Source organism: Olegusella massiliensis (genome assembly GCF_900078545.1).
Taxonomy (GTDB): Bacteria; Actinomycetota; Coriobacteriia; order Coriobacteriales; family Atopobiaceae; genus Olegusella; species Olegusella massiliensis.
Window position 1 is genome coordinate 1,303,852 of record NZ_FLLS01000002.1, and the last position, 15,715, is coordinate 1,319,566.

12 protein-coding genes are annotated in these 15,715 nt (G+C 49.9%); 5 read left to right on the forward strand and 7 right to left on the reverse strand.

Features of this window, described 5'->3' with window-relative positions:
- The first annotated feature begins 3 nt into the window (after nucleotides 1-3).
- A complete protein-coding gene (gene uvrB, locus BN4314_RS06035; protein WP_021735170.1) occupies nucleotides 4-2,286 on the forward strand; it encodes an excinuclease ABC subunit UvrB in 2,283 nt (760 codons plus the stop codon).
- 50 nt (nucleotides 2,287-2,336) lie between these two features.
- Here the strand turns inward: uvrB and BN4314_RS06040 are convergent, their stop codons facing one another.
- The 6 genes from BN4314_RS06040 to BN4314_RS06065 form a co-directional block, all read right to left on the reverse strand.
- Nucleotides 2,337-3,809: a polysaccharide deacetylase family protein gene (locus BN4314_RS06040; protein ID WP_068540284.1), complete on the reverse strand. Its 1,473-nt coding sequence runs from the start codon at nucleotides 3,807-3,809 to the stop codon at nucleotides 2,337-2,339.
- 55 nt (nucleotides 3,810-3,864) lie between these two features.
- Complete coding sequence (locus tag BN4314_RS06045; RefSeq protein ID WP_068540285.1) at nucleotides 3,865-5,565, reverse strand: NAD(P)/FAD-dependent oxidoreductase; 1,701 nt, start codon at nucleotides 5,563-5,565, stop codon at nucleotides 3,865-3,867.
- Nucleotides 5,566-5,577: 12 nt separating this feature from the next.
- Nucleotides 5,578-6,867 carry an aminoacetone oxidase family FAD-binding enzyme gene (locus tag BN4314_RS06050; RefSeq protein ID WP_068540286.1) on the reverse strand — a complete coding sequence of 430 codons (1,290 nt, stop codon included), beginning with the start codon at nucleotides 6,865-6,867 and terminating at the stop codon, nucleotides 5,578-5,580.
- Between the two features lie 3 nt (nucleotides 6,868-6,870).
- The gene (locus tag BN4314_RS06055) at nucleotides 6,871-7,740 is read right to left on the reverse strand and encodes an Mrp/NBP35 family ATP-binding protein (protein WP_232309726.1); all 870 of its coding nucleotides are present in this window, start codon (nucleotides 7,738-7,740) and stop codon (nucleotides 6,871-6,873) included.
- Between the two features lie 99 nt (nucleotides 7,741-7,839).
- The gene (locus tag BN4314_RS06060) at nucleotides 7,840-9,996 is read right to left on the reverse strand and encodes an LTA synthase family protein (RefSeq protein WP_068540287.1); all 2,157 of its coding nucleotides are present in this window, start codon (nucleotides 9,994-9,996) and stop codon (nucleotides 7,840-7,842) included.
- Nucleotides 9,993-11,015, reverse strand: a complete 1,023-nt coding sequence (locus BN4314_RS06065) for a glycoside hydrolase family 25 protein (RefSeq protein WP_021735143.1) — start codon at nucleotides 11,013-11,015, stop codon at nucleotides 9,993-9,995. Before BN4314_RS06065 ends, BN4314_RS06060 begins: the two co-directional genes overlap by 4 nt.
- A gap of 184 nt (nucleotides 11,016-11,199) precedes the next feature.
- Between BN4314_RS06065 and BN4314_RS06070 the strand changes: the two genes are divergently transcribed.
- From BN4314_RS06070 to BN4314_RS06085, 4 genes are all read left to right on the forward strand, one after another.
- On the forward strand, nucleotides 11,200-11,568 hold the full coding sequence (locus tag BN4314_RS06070) for an ArsR/SmtB family transcription factor (protein ID WP_082911194.1): 369 nt from the start codon (nucleotides 11,200-11,202) through the stop codon (nucleotides 11,566-11,568).
- Between the two features lie 3 nt (nucleotides 11,569-11,571).
- The gene (locus tag BN4314_RS06075; protein ID WP_068540288.1) at nucleotides 11,572-12,651 is read left to right on the forward strand and encodes a nucleoid-associated protein; all 1,080 of its coding nucleotides are present in this window, start codon (nucleotides 11,572-11,574) and stop codon (nucleotides 12,649-12,651) included.
- A gap of 108 nt (nucleotides 12,652-12,759) precedes the next feature.
- Nucleotides 12,760-13,083 carry a glutaredoxin family protein gene (locus BN4314_RS06080; protein WP_068540289.1) on the forward strand — a complete coding sequence of 108 codons (324 nt, stop codon included), beginning with the start codon at nucleotides 12,760-12,762 and terminating at the stop codon, nucleotides 13,081-13,083.
- Nucleotides 13,080-14,237 carry a glycerate kinase family protein gene (locus BN4314_RS06085; protein ID WP_068540290.1) on the forward strand — a complete coding sequence of 386 codons (1,158 nt, stop codon included), beginning with the start codon at nucleotides 13,080-13,082 and terminating at the stop codon, nucleotides 14,235-14,237. The genes BN4314_RS06080 and BN4314_RS06085 overlap by 4 nt, the downstream gene beginning before the upstream one ends.
- Nucleotides 14,238-14,273: 36 nt before the next feature.
- On the opposite strand, the gene BN4314_RS06090 is transcribed toward BN4314_RS06085, so the two are convergent.
- The gene (locus BN4314_RS06090; RefSeq protein ID WP_148424871.1) at nucleotides 14,274-15,695 is read right to left on the reverse strand and encodes a lipopolysaccharide biosynthesis protein; all 1,422 of its coding nucleotides are present in this window, start codon (nucleotides 15,693-15,695) and stop codon (nucleotides 14,274-14,276) included.
- Nucleotides 15,696-15,715: the final 20 nt, after the last annotated feature.

Below are 15,715 nucleotides of genomic sequence, written 5' to 3' on the forward strand. Positions count from 1 at the left end.
ACTATGCCCGAAGACGTCAAGCAATTCAAATTACAGGGGCATACTGCTGTAGATACTGTACGAGAGCGCTTTGGTGGGGAGCTGAAGCGCTTTGGTTTAGACCATGGTGATACGCCTCTTAAGGTTGTATCTGATTATGCTCCTGCAGGTGATCAGCCCCAGGCTATTGCGAGCCTTTCTAAAGGTATCCGCGATGGTTTGCGCTATCAGACTCTTTTGGGAGTAACGGGCTCGGGCAAAACCTATACGATGGCAAAAACTATTGAGGAGCTTAATCGCCCAACACTTATTATGGAACCCAACAAAACGCTTGCAGCTCAGGTTGCAAGTGAGATGCGTGAGCTCTTTCCTCATAATGCTGTTGTCTATTTTGTCTCGTACTACGACTACTATCAGCCTGAGGCCTATGTCCCGCAGACTGATACCTTTATCGAAAAAGATGCTTCCATTAATGAAGAAGTTGAGAAACTCCGCCATCAGGCAACAAGTTCTCTGCTTTCACGTCGAGACGTTATTGTCGTTGCTTCGGTGAGCTGTATCTATGGTATCGGTAGTCCCCAGGATTATGCTGGCTTGGCACCTAATATTAGCAAAGATATACCGCTTGAGCGTGATGAACTTATTCGCAATCTAATTGATGTGCAGTATGACCGAAACGATTATGACCTTGCTCGTGGCACCTTCCGAGTGCGTGGTGACACGGTTGATGTGTATCCGCCCTATGCAGACAATCCCTTGCGTATTGCTTTTTTTGGTGATGAGGTAGAGACCATTGCCGAGGTAGATAAGGTAACTGGTGAGATTGTACGCGAATTTGATGCCATCCCCATTTGGCCTGCAAGCCACTATGTGACCGAACAGCCCAAGGTACAACATGCACTGCAGTCTATCAACGAGGAGCTTGAAGCACGTGTGGCTGAACTCAAGGCGCAAGACATGCTCCTTGAAGCTCAGCGCCTCTCTCAGCGCACAGGCTATGATCTTGAAATGCTTGAAACCATGGGTTTTTGCTCGGGTATTGAAAACTATAGCCGTCATTTGGACGGGCGCAGCCCAGGTGAGCCTCCCTATACCCTTATTGACTATTTTCCGCGTGATATGCTCTGCATTATCGATGAGAGTCATGTGACGGTACCGCAAATCCGTGGTATGTATGAGGGAGATCGTTCACGCAAGGTGACTTTAGTAGAACATGGTTTTCGTTTGCCATCCGCGCTGGATAATCGGCCACTGCGCTTTGATGAGTTTGAACAGCGTATCCCCCAATTTATCTATGTATCGGCAACGCCAGGTGATTATGAAGAGAAGGTTTCTCAAAACGAGGTTCAGCAGATTATTCGTCCGACAGGCCTGCTTGACCCTACCGTGGAGGTTCGTCCTGTACGTGGACAGATTGATGATTTGATTGACGAGATCAAGGCACGTATTGCTAAAAAAGAGCGTGTATTGGTAACTACGCTGACCAAGCGTATGGCAGAAGACCTCACTGATCACCTGCTTGATGAGGGTATTCGCGTTAATTATATGCACTCTGATACCGCAACACTTGACCGTGTTGAGATTATTCGCACGCTACGCGAAGGCAAGATCGATGTCCTTGTAGGCATCAATCTGCTGCGTGAAGGCCTTGATATTCCTGAGGTATCGCTCGTTGTTATTTTGGATGCCGATAAGGAAGGGTTTTTACGCAATCGTCGCTCGCTTATCCAGACTATGGGTCGTGCTGCTCGAAATGCCCACGGTGCCGTCATTATGTATGCCGACAAAATGACTGACTCGATGAAGATTGCTATCGACGAGACACGCCATCGACGTGAACTACAGGAAGCGTTTAATGCTGAGCATGGGATTGCGCCGCAAACTATTCACAAAAGTCTTGGCGATATTAGAGGCTTTATTGAAGATGCAGAAGCAACACTGGCTGGCAAGGATCGCTCCCGTGGTGATACGTTCGGTCATGGAGCTTTTTTTAGCGGAAAAGATGGAGCTGTCCTTAAGACAGTGGGAAACGATGAAGAGGCAGCTGCTGAGGTATTTGTGGCAGAGCTTGCAGATCTTCCTGCTTCCGAACGTGAGTCTTTGCTTGCCTCATTGGAGTCTGAGATGCAGCAGGCTTCAGAGGAGATGGACTTTGAGCGTGCGGCGCGGCTGCGCGATCAGCTGGTAGCCATCCGCACTCGTCTCGAGGGAAGCAGCGCTGAGGACATTATTGGCCGTCTTAAGAAGACCGATCGTAAGGGTTCTGCTCATGCAACAAGAAGACGGTACCGCCCGCGTAAGCACTAACGCGTTTAGTACCGTCTACGTATATCTCGTCCAAATTTGGATGAATTCCCTTACGCAGTCGTTCCGTCGTCAGACTTGGATTTGTCATCCTTGGCGTCTGCTTTGCCGGAATACTTGTTATTAATCTCAAATAACTCGTCAATCGTGACAAACTTAAAGCCTTGTTCCTTGAGATAGGGAACAGCTTTTTTGACCGCCTCAATAGTCTGAGTACGATCTCCACCACCGTCGTGGCAAAGGATAACCTGTCCTGGCTTGGCAGACTTGATGGTGTTTTCAATGCTTTGAGCACCAGGACGGCTCCAGTCCTCAGTATCGAGGTTCCAACCAATCTCTGCATCAATCATGCCACTGAGTGTATTGACAATCTCGCCATAGAAATTGCCACCAGGCGCGCGGAGAATATGGGTTACCTTGGTACCTAGGCAATCTTCAATAGCCTGAAGGCCTTTGGTGATTTCATTTTTTTGTTCTTCGGCGGTCATATAGGTAAGGTTGACACCCTGACCTGCACCTGCAGCGTGATCCCAGGTATGAGTAGCTACTTGGTGTCCCTCGGCATGCTCACGCTTAACGGTATCAGCATGCTCAGCGACCTGATTGCCAATAACAAAAAATGTGACATGGATGTCGTTTTCCTTGAGAACATCTAAGAGCTGAGGAGTGGTCTCCCAAGGACCATCGTCAAAGGTTAAGGCGACGACCTTTTCATCGCCTACATTTGCATCAATGATGTGGTAGCCAGCGTCAATTGGTTCTTTGGTAGTCTCGCTGACAGTCTTGCCTGATACCTTGCCTGTGCGTGTGGTTTTTTCACCCTCGCTACCCTTGCTGTAAACGTGTAGTGCAGCTCTGAAGTAGCTATCGAGTGTGCTGAAATCATCACTTTTGGTCTCAAAAGGAATCTTTTCAGTCTTTTCGCTATAGTCCTCGGTAGTATCGGCACCATCAGAGATGGTGACTATCGCATTAGCGACTAGTTTGCTTGCAGGATTATTGGTCTTTTTGCCGTTGATGGTGGCGGCAAATATATCGCCTTTGCCTTCGGCAGCGACACTGCCATCGACTGCCATGAGGTTACCGGGTTTGGGCGAAGCAAGGCCATCTTTGATGGCACCTTGCAGGGTAGTGCCTGCGCTGACACGATAAGTAGTGCCATTGATGCTTACATCAAAAAGAGGTGGATTGCGTACAAGGTAGACACCTGTAGCGCCTACGCCTGCGACCGCAGCAAGTGCAGCTGCTGCCTTGAAAAGGCCACGGCGAGTCATACCATCCGAAGATTTGCTGTTTGCATAGGCAGATTGAGATTGTCTGCTGTATGCGCTGGAATCCAACAGATGCGCCTGATTGGAGACGGTACGCCGAGTATGCTGCATATGGTTGCCATGCGTAGCTCGACGCGCTTGAGGAGCGGCGCCTGCGGCATGAGCAGCGGCGTGGCGTTGAGTTTGGCGTGGCTGAGGATGAGTGTTGGACTGGGTTTGCCTTTGAGGCTGAGGGTTGTGTTGCATCTTATCCATAGTTACCCCTTTGAAACTTCTAGAACTGAACCTCATAGTAGCAGTTCATGCAAGTCTAAGTTGTAGTTTTCCAACTCTCCACCAAAGCAGTTGCAATACGGATGCCATCTGTAGCTGCACTCATGATGCCTCCTGCATAACCTGCGCCTTCACCTGCAGGCCATAAGCCTGTGCAAGATACAGACTGCAGGCCTGCTCCACGTATAACACGAACAGGAGAGCTTGAACGTGTCTCTGCTGCAGTAAGAATCGCAGTTTCTTCATTAAAGCAGGACAGACGACGTCCCATCAGAGGAATTGCCGCACGCAGTACCTCACTGACATAATTGGGTAGGCACGTATCAATTTCTCCCCATACAACACCGCGAGGATAGGTGGGCATTACGTCAGCGGCTCCGGTAGAGGGTTGACGCGCGAGAAAATCTCCTACAAGCTGAGCTGGAGCTGCGTAGTTGGAACCACCCAGCTCAAAGGCTTTGTGTTCACAGCTGCGTTGGAGTTTAATGCCCTCTAAAGGGTCATCTCCTGGCAGGTCATCAGGAAACACATTGGCAAGCAAACCAGAGTTGGCATTGATACCATCGCGAGCAGTAAAACTCATACCATTGGTGACTACAGCATCTTTTTCGCTTGTGGCAGCTACCACATAGCCACCAGGACACATGCAAAAGGAAAATGCGCTTCGCCCTCCAATGCGTTCAAGTTCTGGTGGAAGATGGGCAACGAGTTTATAGGGTGCGGCTCCAAGAATAGGATCGCCCGCAAAACGTCCATATTGCGCACGGTCAACATCTGCCTGTAGGTGCTCAATGCGTACTCCCATAGCAAAAGTCTTGCGTTCAAGAGCAATGTCCTTGTCTTGAAGCAACGCAAAAACATCGCGGGCAGAATGTCCACAACTAAGCACCACATCGTTGGTATCGATTTGCTCTTCTCGAAGGGTGCCATCAGAGAGAGTTTGAACCACTTTGATGCCCGTGATACGGCGTTCTCCCTTGGTGCCTTTGTAGATGATATTGGTCATGCGACAACGGCAGCGCAGCTCTCCACCTAGCTCACAAATTCGCTGAGCAATATGGGTGACAACCTGGGGGAGCACATCGCTGCCTACATGAGGATGAGAGTCCCAAAGGATATCTGCTGAGGCGCCTGCTTTAACAAAGGTATCAAGTACCAGCCGGTGTAGTGGGCTTTTGGTACCTGTGGCAAGTTTTCCGTCCGAAAACGTGCCCGCACCGCCCAGTCCAAACTGGATATTGGATTCACGGTCGAGTTCCGCTCCATGATTAAATGCATTCACTACATGGCTGCGTCGTCTTGCATCGTCACCACGCTCAATCAGAATAGGTTTCAATCCTGCTTCTGCAAGTGTAAGTGCGCAGAAAAGACCAGCGCAACCAGCTCCTACAACAACAGGACGTTTGTGAGCGAGCAGGGTTGGTTCAATATATGGCCAGTATAAAGGCACCTCTTCTACCTGCTTGACGCCACTCTTGTCGTGGCAGTGTTCCAAGCGATGTAGAAGCTCGCGCTCGGCATTGGCTCCACCGCGCAGAGTTGCCCTGAGCGTGTAATTGAGCTTTAGACGATCTTTCTTGCGTGCATCTATAGAACGCCGCTGCAAAACGATGGAAGTTATATCATCGGGAGCCACATGTAGGCGGCGAAGCAGGGCGGCACGACAAGCTTGTGTCTCTGCGCTTTTGTCACCATGCATATCGCGTGGGGAAAGTTGGATGCCTGAAACTTCAATCATGTACCTTGCCTTTCACCCTGAGCATAGCTGAGCTGCTGCACTGCCGGCTACTATGCCACTTTTCCATGCCCAGGCAAGGTTAAAACCACCACAATCCGCATCGATATCGAGTGCTTCTCCACAGGCAAAAAGTTGAGGGCAGCTTTGAATGGCAAGCGTTGTTGGTTCAAACTGATGTATATCGAGGCCACCACGGGTGACTTGTGCCAATTCGGGATGAGCAATACCACTGACGCGTAACGGGAAGTTCTTTACCAAGCTAAGAGCATAGCTCAATGGGTCTGCTTGCACAGCAAAATCGGGGGCGTCTGCGCGCGTATCGTTTGCGAGAACCCATCGCTTGCGTGCCAACTTGATAATTTGTGCTGCAATAAGAGGGTCAAGCACCCCATCAAGACATCCATCAACGAGCATGCCGCTGAGTTGAGGATCTGCAATTTGACGCAGTTCAGAGGCGTTGTAGTCGGGGGCGAAATCCAGTGTAATCACATCATCTGGCTGAACATGTCGGGAAAGATTAAAGCATACAATGCCCGAAATGCCATAGTCGCGCAGTAAGACTTCTCCGCGCTCGCGAGCTTGTGGGAAGGCGTTCCGATAGATATGAGCGATGACTTGGGCTCGTCTTCCGGTCAGACTTGCAAGGGGAGAATTTTTACAGGCAAGTGGTGTGAGTATAGGCGACTCTGGAACAAGTTCTAGACCTAGGCCTGCGGCAATGTGAGAGCTTGCGCCACCACCCACGGCAATAATGGTTGTGCGAGCGTTTATAGAGCAATGCTGTGCAGACTCTCGCGTTTCATCGGCAATCTTGATAGTACAGGTGCCATCATGCATTTCGAGTTGCTCGACTTTGCGTCCACAGGCAACAATCACACCAGCTCGTTTTGCGCGGGCAAGGAGCACATTGCGTACGCTCGCTGCCTGACGTGACACGGGATAGAGGCGATCTTCTTCAAGTGTCCAACGCAAGCCACATGCGTTCCAAAAACCCAGCACATCATTAAGCCAGCTGTCGCCGCAAACTTCAGCAACAAATTCAGGATGGTTGTAGTGCTTTGGCGCAAGTGAAATATTTGCCAAATTGCAGCGACCATTCCCCGTGGCAAGAATACTCTGAGCTGCCTGCAGTTTTTGCTCGATAACAACTGTCTTGGCACCTGCCTCAGCAGCTGTTATGGCGGCAACCATTCCAGAGGCACCTCCACCAATGATGCAGACATCACAGTTTTGCGGGAGGGTAGTATTGTGTGCCTGAGCGAGCAGAAGCGCTTGTTTTTGCGCGCGTGAAGATCCTTTCATGTCTTAGTTCCCAAAAAGAGAGCTAGCTTGTACGATGCTCTTAACAGCATCTGGTAGCAGATTTTCGGGCAGATCTTGCTCAAAACTGCCCTTGTCACAGCTTGCTGCCAGTGTAGGATCGATGGGCAGGGACCCCAACAGCGTCAAACCATCGTGCTGCGCGGTTTTGGCAGTCTGGCTTGGTCCAAAAACTTCGATATGCTTGCCGCAGTCAGGGCAGATGGCATAAGCCATGTTTTCAACTAAACCAAGTACGGGGACGTTCATCTCCTGTGCCATATTGACAGCCTTGGAAACTACCATCTGTACTAAGCCCTGAGGCGCGGTAACAATAATAAGGCCATCGATGGGCACCTGCTGAAAGACGGTGAGTGCAACATCGCCCGTTCCCGGAGGCATATCGACAAGCAGGTAATCAATCTCGCCCCATACGGTTTCTTCCCAAAACTGCTTGAGTACACCCATAAGGATGGGGCCACGCCACAGTACAGGATCCGTTTCGTTTTCGAGTATGAGGTTGGTTGATACTACGCGGATACCTCCCTTTGTGGTGACGGGAATCATCATAGAAAGTTCTGGATCGCCCATAATGCGCTCATCTGATAAGCCAAACATCTTGGGTATTGAAGGCCCTGTAATATCAGCATCAAGGATGCCAACCTTGTATCCCTTGCGGGCAAGTTCGCAGGCCAAAATGCCCGTAACGATGGATTTGCCCACGCCGCCCTTACCAGAAACTACGCCGATAACATGCTTTATGCGACTGTACTCGTTGGTCTTAAAATAGAAAGACTCCTGGGGAGCCTTGCCAAAGGTTGCCTCAACCTCACGACGTAGCGCCTCTTCCTCTTCGGGCGTCATTTCATCTGCCATGAAGTATCCTCTCTCGGTAACTTTCATCAATGCTTTAATCCTACCCGCTTTACAGGTACATCACTCAAGCAAAACGAGCTTTATGTGACTTTTGGGCATTTAGACAAGGCTACCAAAGTCTCGGTAGGAGAGATAATGCAGTTCTTGCAGGGTTTTTGCAGCTGCGTTGTTTGTATCCTCGTTGAGGTCATGCCAGGTACCTTTAAGATCGCAGTAGCCAAACAGATTGAATCCGATGAGTTGATCGCGGGCTCCAAGCTGGGCTTTTTGATGTGGTGTGAGTGGCATGCCTATCTGCTCAAGGCTTTGCGCGGCAAGGTCAGAAGCACTTGCGACGTGGTTTTGTGCTGCTTGGCTGCTGCCTGCGACTTGGTAGTTTGCCCAGATGAGGTAGTCACTTTGATATAGGCGCTCTTCATGCGTTACCGTGTCTTCGCCAGTATAGAGAGCATCATTGATGACATTGGAAAAATAGGGCTGATGATCACCAAAAAAGACAAGCAAAACGGGGCGGTCGAGCTTGCGTAGCTGGCTGACAAAGTCTTTAAGAGCCCGATCGGATTCTCCAATGCAAGCAAGGTATTCTTTGATGAGGCAATTGGTGTTGTCATCGAGCTTGGCATTGCCAAAGTCTGCGTATGGCATCATTTTGTCGGCGGGAATACCACCTTGGTTGTAGCCACTGTGATTTTGCATCGTGACCGTAAAAATAAATTGTGGCTGCTCGCCAGATTGCAGTATGTCCAAAATCTTGTCGTAGCACGCTTCATCACTCACAGCATTGTGGAAACTCTTAGCATCCTTAAAATCGTCAATATCGTAGAAGTGCTCAAAACCCATGCCCTTATAGCTGCGATCGCGATCCCAATTTGAAGCGAGATTGGGATGCAGAGCCACACAACGATAGCCCTGCTTGGCAAGCTGACGGGGCAGAGTTGCGACCTTCGTGAAATCATAGAGGGTGTAAGGGTATTTGCCGTTACCCACAAACGCCATGGATTGCCCGGTAAGAAATTCAAATTCGGTGTTGCACGTGCCGCCACCATTGACGGACACGGCGAGTTTGCCACGCCTGAGGACATCGGAAAAACTCTGCTTGAACCACTCGGGTCCCAGGTAGCCACCAAAATCGTCGTAGAGCGTAAGGTCGGTAAAGGTTTCATTCATGACAACTACGATGGAAGGCTTTTGCTCTTTCCACTGTGCCTGAGCTGCAGAAAGTCCGGGGTTTTTGTCTGCGTTTTTTTCGTAGCGCCCAATGAGCTCGCTTTCCGCTTTTTTGGCGGCTTCGACAGAATATCCCGCTGGTTTTTTAATGGGAAGATCTTGAGCTTCGGCGATAAAAGAAGGCAGGAAGCAGTACTTTTTGTGATCAAGAAGCTGCCACTCCCACCAATATTCGACCTTGATATGCAATTGATTTTGGTAGTTAGGGACCAGCAGCATAAAGGCAAGAGCAAGGGCCGCCAGCCCCGCTGCACTCCAATGACGCAAGAGACGAGAAGCAAGATGTGTGTGGCTCTGCTCGTGATACAGAAGTGAGCAGCAGAAAATACCCAATGCTGCACAGCTAAAGCCGAGGAGCATAGGTGCTTCGAGTTGGTAGTTGTAGCCTCCACTTACTGCTGCAGCAGTGCCTGCTGCATAGAGGTCACCTATGCTTAATACGCTACCCTTGAACGTCAGTACAAAGCCCTGCACCATTCCAATACAAGTAAAAGTGATCACGCCGAGAGCAAGAGCAAGCCCTGATCCCAAAAAGAGTTGGTATATCAGGATTAAAACGAGCAGTATGAGCAGTAGTTCCAATGCTGCAGCATGTGGCAGGACAAAAGGAAAAAAAGAATTACAGCTGAGTTCAAGTGCATACAAGGTGCTGATACAAATCCAGAGCAAAAGTTTTGCTTGCACACTGAGCCAACTCTTTTTTCCGCGGAGTTTCTCGTGTTCGATTTGTTGTTCGTAAAGTTGTGGCGCAATAAGACGACGGCGCAGACTTGCATGTCCGCAAAACCATAGGGTATAAGCGCTAATTGCAGCGATGAGGACGCTATCGGTATAAGGCCAAACCAGCAGGCAAGCAGCAATTATTCCAGCTAAGACAGCAAATAGACCAGACCAGAGGGTATCGCTTACACGTGGTAATTGCGTATGGTTTTGTTTGTCTGGATGACGATGTGCTTTTGTTATTTCTGCGCAGAGTACGACTGCGGATGCCGTGAAGGCTGCGGCAGAGATGAGCGCTTGCGGTGTCACTTTTTAGCTTTCTTGAGGATGGGCGTAAGATCAAGGTCAAGATCAACGGGTCCCTCAATGCCAGCTACGCTACCTGTACTGGAGTATTGCCAGATAGCCATCCGAATCGAGGTGGAGGGCATGCTGGCATACTCGGCATACCAAAAACCGCGAGAGGCGAGTTTTTCGGTATCAAAGCCCATAAGTCCACTTGCATTGCCGTAGACCATAGCAGAATAACCAGCCTCTTCAATGCGTTCACAGAAGGCAATGGCAACAGCGGTGCGGTCGTCAAAACTCATCTCCTTAACACGTTCGGTTTTGAGGTTACCCGTCTCAAAGTCAAAGACAACAGGATAGGAGATGGTAGTGTTTTTGATGGCGTTGAGCACCAGGTCTGCTTCTTCACGAGCTTCATCAACGCTCATCGCCTGTGAGTAAAAATACACGCCAAGCTTAAGTCCTGCTGCACCTGCGTCAGCGAGGTTTTTCTCAGCAGTCTCATCCTCAGCAATTTTGCCAATATCGGCACTGCGGTAGCCTACGCGAATATAGGCAAAGTCAATGCCATCGGCAGCAACACGCTCCCAGTCGATGGCTCCTTGGTGCTGTGAGACATCGATGCCCGTATACGAGAGGGTTTTCCCGTCTGAGACATACGTGATACGGCCCTTATTGTCCGTTTTAAGCTTTGACCAGTCATAGGGGTTGTCATAGAGCTTGGAAGCATCAACACCTGCATTAATTTGGTTTTGAGTGGCGGGCGCCTGGCAAGCGACCAGGCGAAAACCCATAATGACTGCTGCCACTACCAGTACGAGCAATACGGGTAAAAATGCAGAGGAACGCCTACGCTCATTGCGGCGACGCAGATTGGTGGGCTTGCGGCGAGCTGTGGCATTACTATGACGGGCATCAGGGCGCTGCCTTGGGGCAGAAGGAGTCGTTCTTCTTCTTGCGCGGGCAGTATTGGTGCTGATGTGTGAATGACGCTGTCTATTTCTGTGTGCTGGCGTTTGTTTACGTCTTCTGGCTGCCAAAAGCTCACCTCCTTGTCTACTTTGCTTTGCGCGGCTTGTGCGTACAGGCCTCATGTCTTGTTTACCAAAGGCTTCAATCCTGAAGAATAGTGTCGATGCAGAGTTCTCTCTCCTGTAGTTTAGCGCGCCTCTCAAAGACCTGCGATATACTCACAAACCAAGACAAAGATTATGGAGGATGCTCATGTCTGAAACACCTCATCATCACGAAGAAAAGCCCGCCTTGGTGTCAGATGCCGAGCTTTGTGAGCTGATAAAAGATGACGATTTAATCTATACCGCAACGCAAATTTTTGATGCGCTTTCGGATTATACGCGCTTTAGGATTTTGGGGGCGCTATCAATGGGGGAGCGCAGTGTTAAGGAACTTGAAGAGGTGTGCAATGTGTCCCAATCGGCGGTTTCACACCAGCTACGTTTGTTGCGCGACCGCGGTCTTGTGTCGGCAAGGCGCGAGGGCCAGCGTTCGGTGTATACCATTGCGGATGATCATGTAAATACGCTTTTGCGTGTCGGCCTAGAACATGCCGGCCATACATTTGAGGGAGTTTAGTAGATGCTCAAGGTAGACCATGCAGTGTTGCATGTTTTTGATTTGGATACGGGCTCGTGCATATTGTCCGAACACGAATTAGATTTGAGTGAACGTCAGCCGCGTTCATATGTGCAGCGTATGATGCGCAAGGCAACAAATAGCCCAGATAACAACACAGCAAAACTTGATACAGCCTCAAATTTAGGATCCGAATTATTACGGTATGCACAAGGCCTACAAACACTTGTAGATCTATCGCAAGATATTGCTCGCGAGCTGTGGGAACCACTGCGCATGAGCGAAGAAGCAACGCCCTGCGATTTGCTGGTAGCTGATTTTACTGATACTGAGGCGGCACATGCGACTTTAGGGACAAAAATTGATGTTGATGATGACGTGCCTTGGGATGATGAAAAAGAAGAAGATCGCAGTCGCCGTTTCTTGGGCATTATGTTGCTCCCGCGTAAGCGTGCCTTTGTGCATCAGCTGATGGATAGGGATGGCGTCTCGGCCAGTGGTCTTTCAACAAATGATTCTGCTTTGCCCAATCCTACACAGAAGTTATCGCACTACATGGTGGTTGATATGGATAACCTTGAAGTAGGTATCGTTGACGAGAAGATACAGCTTGCTGGCAATCCTTGTTACCTGCTTTCTCAAACCTTGCTTCGCTGCACACCAGCGCCTTCCCCGCGCAAGGTGGTAGATACGGTGGTACGTATTGCAGGCGATATTGCCGAGCAATACGGTGAGCCTGCAGCGCTTGTGATGGCGGATGCCAAAGATTATGTGACCCATAGGGCACAGCAAGATAGTGCAATTACACCGCAAGAGCTGGGTGAGCAAGTATTTGCAGATAAGCCCGAGCTTGCAAGTCGTTTTGCGGCGGCGGTGCAGGAGGAAGCTTTGCCCGAAGAAGTTCATTTGCGTGCTTCGGCAGCAAATCGTTTGGCAAAAAGTCACCGTATACGTACGGATACAGGTATCGATATTACCTTCCCGTCTGCCTATGCATCCGATCAGCACTACATTGAGTTTGCACAGGATCGTGAGGGCGGCATCCAGATTACCATCCATGCCGCACATATCGAAAATCGTTAGTTTTTGCTTAGTCCGTTTGGCGAGAGTTTGAAAGCAAGGTGTGTGGGTAAGTTTTATATTGGTTGTAAGAACGCGCGATGACGTGTTATTGATGAGAAATGAGAAGTTATGGCAAAGCTTGAGCTTTTTTATAAATCAGATTGTCCGTGGTGTCACAAGGTCATGGATTTTATGGATGCTCACCATATTGAACTTGAGATGCACGATATTTACGCTGAAGAAGACGGCGATGCCGAACGTGCTCGCCTGATTGAGTTTGGTGGCAAGCGTCAAGTGCCCTGCCTTTTTATTGATGGCAAGGCTCTTTATGAGTCAAGCGACATTATTGATTATTTGGGTCGTGAGTTTGGCATTACTGAGGATACCGCGGCAGATACGGACGTTCCTTCGGGTACTGCTTGCTCGATTGCGGGTGGTTGTAGCTTCAAATGAGTACGCTGCCTCACCTCGATACCAAGGTTTTGATAGCCACCGATTCCTTTAAAGGTTCTGCAACCAGTGCAAAAGCGGCAGAGCTCATAGCACAAGGTGTGCAGAGAATCTGTCCACAAGCTCATGTTCGTTGTGTGCCCATCGCTGATGGTGGGGAGGGTACGGTAGATGCGCTTTTGGCCACGCGGGGTGGCGAGCGAAGAACACTGCAGGTAGAAGGCCCTCTCGGGGGACAGATTGATGTTTCATACGGTGTTTTGTCTGATGGCTCTGCTGTTATGGAGGCTGCTTCTGCTGCAGGTATCGCCTTGAGCTCTTGTTGCGAAGAAGATGCGTTGCAGGCTTCAAGTTTTGGTCTTGGGCAGATGATTTTAGATGCGCTTGACCGCGGGGTAGGTCGTATTTATCTAGGCTTGGGTGGTACTGGCACAAGCGATGGTGGAGCAGGCCTTGCTCAGGCGCTGGGTGCTCGTGTGTTGGCACTTGATGGCAGCGAGGTTACTCGAGGCTTAGTTGGTTTGCGTGATGCTGTGCGCATTGACCTTTCAGGTTTAGATTTTCGTCTCAAGGTAACCGAGATTGTTCTGCTGACTGATGTGACAAATCCTTTATATGGGCTTGACGGTGCCATACACGTATATGGTCCTCAAAAAGGGCTTCCCCAAGACAAGCTGGGTATTTTTGATTCGTGGATGGTACGTTACGCCCATGCGATGATGGAGTCGGTGGGTAAGGATACATCCCGCATGCATGGTGCGGGTGCTGCAGGTGGTCTGGGGTTCTGCTTGGCTGCTTTGTGTGGGGCTACTCCCAAACGTGGCATCGAAGAAGTACTTGATGCCATCGATTTTGATCATATGTTGCGCGGTGTTGATTTGGTAATTACAGGCGAGGGTCGCATGGATGCGCAAACTGCATCAGGCAAGGCTCCAGTAGGCATTGCTCGTCGAGCACGCTCTCGCGGCATCCCTGTGATTGCTGTGGTTGGCAGTCGCGCAGACGACTTGGGTGCGGTTTGGGGCCAGGGTATCGACTTGGTAATTCCTGCGCTCACAGAGCCCATGACGTTGGAGCAAGCTTGTGCCAGAACAGTCACCTCGTTGCCACTTGCTGGCGAAACTGCCATGCGTGCTTTTATGCTTGGATACCACTGACGCGCATGGTATTTTTTTGATGATTAGTCGGACGCCCTAGGCACGACGACGGATGGTGACATATTGGATGGCGAGCAAGATGAGCAAAACGCCCATCGTGACCAACGAAGCATAGACGGCACCACGTAGTTTGAGTAAATGCACCAGGCCATATGAAACGGGCACCGAAATTGCAAAACCTAAGGTATAAAGCTTGGTTACCGCTTCTTGTTGGCGTACTACGGTAATAATCTGGTACAAAAAGTCGATAGCAGCAGCAATGCCGCCCGAGATAATCATCGCATAGATAAGGTCACCAAAACGCTCAAAGTCGACACCATAGAAAAAGCTCATGGCTTTGATGCCAATGACACTCATGATCACCGCCACAACGGCGGTTACGGCGGCAGTGACTCCTAGCACGGCGAGAATGATGACATCAAAGCGCCTTCTGCCACGCGGGTCTGCCCAGACATTTGCGAGGCGAACAAGCTGTGGCTTGTAGACAAAGCCGACGGTCATGATGATGGCATGTGCAGGGAAATAAATTGCGTTGTAGTAGAGCTGGTTGTCATAGGACAAAGCACCTTCCATTGCAAATTTGGGCATGTTGTCAATAACGGCATAGAGGAAAAGTGCTGCTGCAGCTGGAAAGCATTGGATAAAGATCTCGCGAATTTCAACGAATTCAGGTGTACGTGATTTGGGCGTTTCAAGAAGCGCCAAAGGCAGCGTCGCAAAGAGAAAGCTTGCTATAGCGCCAATCAAAAGTGCCATGCTTGCTGTAGCTAAATTGCGGGTCAACAAAAGTACAGCGCTGCAGGCAATGAAGGTTACAGATGAGCGCAACGCCTGAGAAATCCCTGCTAGGTAGAGTTTATCTTGCTGTTGTAGACGCCCTTCATAGACATCGGCTAAGGCGTCTATCATGCGGAAACCAAAAACGCCAAAGCAAATTTGATTCATCTGATGGTCATATTGGTGCAGTGCACACCACACAACACCCACAGCAACCATCAAGGCACAAGCCAAGAAACGCTGAATCTGATATGCCGCAAAGCTCTGCTCTTCGTGTACATCAGAAACTTGGAAGGTGCGCGCTCCGTAGTTGCCAATAAACATCAACATCATGCCAGTTACGTATGCCATCGAAAACATACCGGCGCCTTTGACGCCTACGAGCTGCGTGACTACAACTGTAAGAAAAGGAAACTCTGCACCCCAAGCAGCTAGGCCAAGCGAGTTCCAAATGTAGTCGCGCTGTGTGCGTCCTGCACCATAGAGCTCTACCGCATCGCCAAATTCGTGACGGGTAACCGATTGCAGCAAGCGGTCCCACCAACTGTTGATAATGCGTACCAAAGGTGAGGGCTTATGTTCAGCGGGACTTGGTCTGCGGGCATTACGAGCTGCACGAACGCGACGGGCTTGGGCAGCGCGAGCACGTCTTTGTTGAATAGTGGAAAATACCTTGTTCACTCAAAACCCCTTTTGTATCG

What these genes read in the sequence shown, in the direction of transcription:
- BN4314_RS06085 (WP_068540290.1), top strand. Translation starts at nt 13,080, where the DNA reads ATGAGTACGCTGCCTCACCTCGATACCAAGGTTTTGATAGCCACCGAT.
- BN4314_RS06045 (WP_068540285.1), bottom strand. Translation starts at nt 5,565, where the DNA reads ATGATTGAAGTTTCAGGCATCCAACTTTCCCCACGCGATATGCATGGT.
- BN4314_RS06070 (WP_082911194.1), top strand. Translation starts at nt 11,200, where the DNA reads ATGTCTGAAACACCTCATCATCACGAAGAAAAGCCCGCCTTGGTGTCA.
- BN4314_RS06075 (WP_068540288.1), top strand. Translation starts at nt 11,572, where the DNA reads ATGCTCAAGGTAGACCATGCAGTGTTGCATGTTTTTGATTTGGATACG.
- uvrB (WP_021735170.1), top strand. Translation starts at nt 4, where the DNA reads ATGCCCGAAGACGTCAAGCAATTCAAATTACAGGGGCATACTGCTGTA.
- BN4314_RS06040 (WP_068540284.1), bottom strand. Translation starts at nt 3,809, where the DNA reads ATGGATAAGATGCAACACAACCCTCAGCCTCAAAGGCAAACCCAGTCC.
- BN4314_RS06080 (WP_068540289.1), top strand. Translation starts at nt 12,760, where the DNA reads ATGGCAAAGCTTGAGCTTTTTTATAAATCAGATTGTCCGTGGTGTCAC.
- BN4314_RS06055 (WP_232309726.1), bottom strand. Translation starts at nt 7,740, where the DNA reads ATGGCAGATGAAATGACGCCCGAAGAGGAAGAGGCGCTACGTCGTGAG.
- BN4314_RS06050 (WP_068540286.1), bottom strand. Translation starts at nt 6,867, where the DNA reads ATGAAAGGATCTTCACGCGCGCAAAAACAAGCGCTTCTGCTCGCTCAG.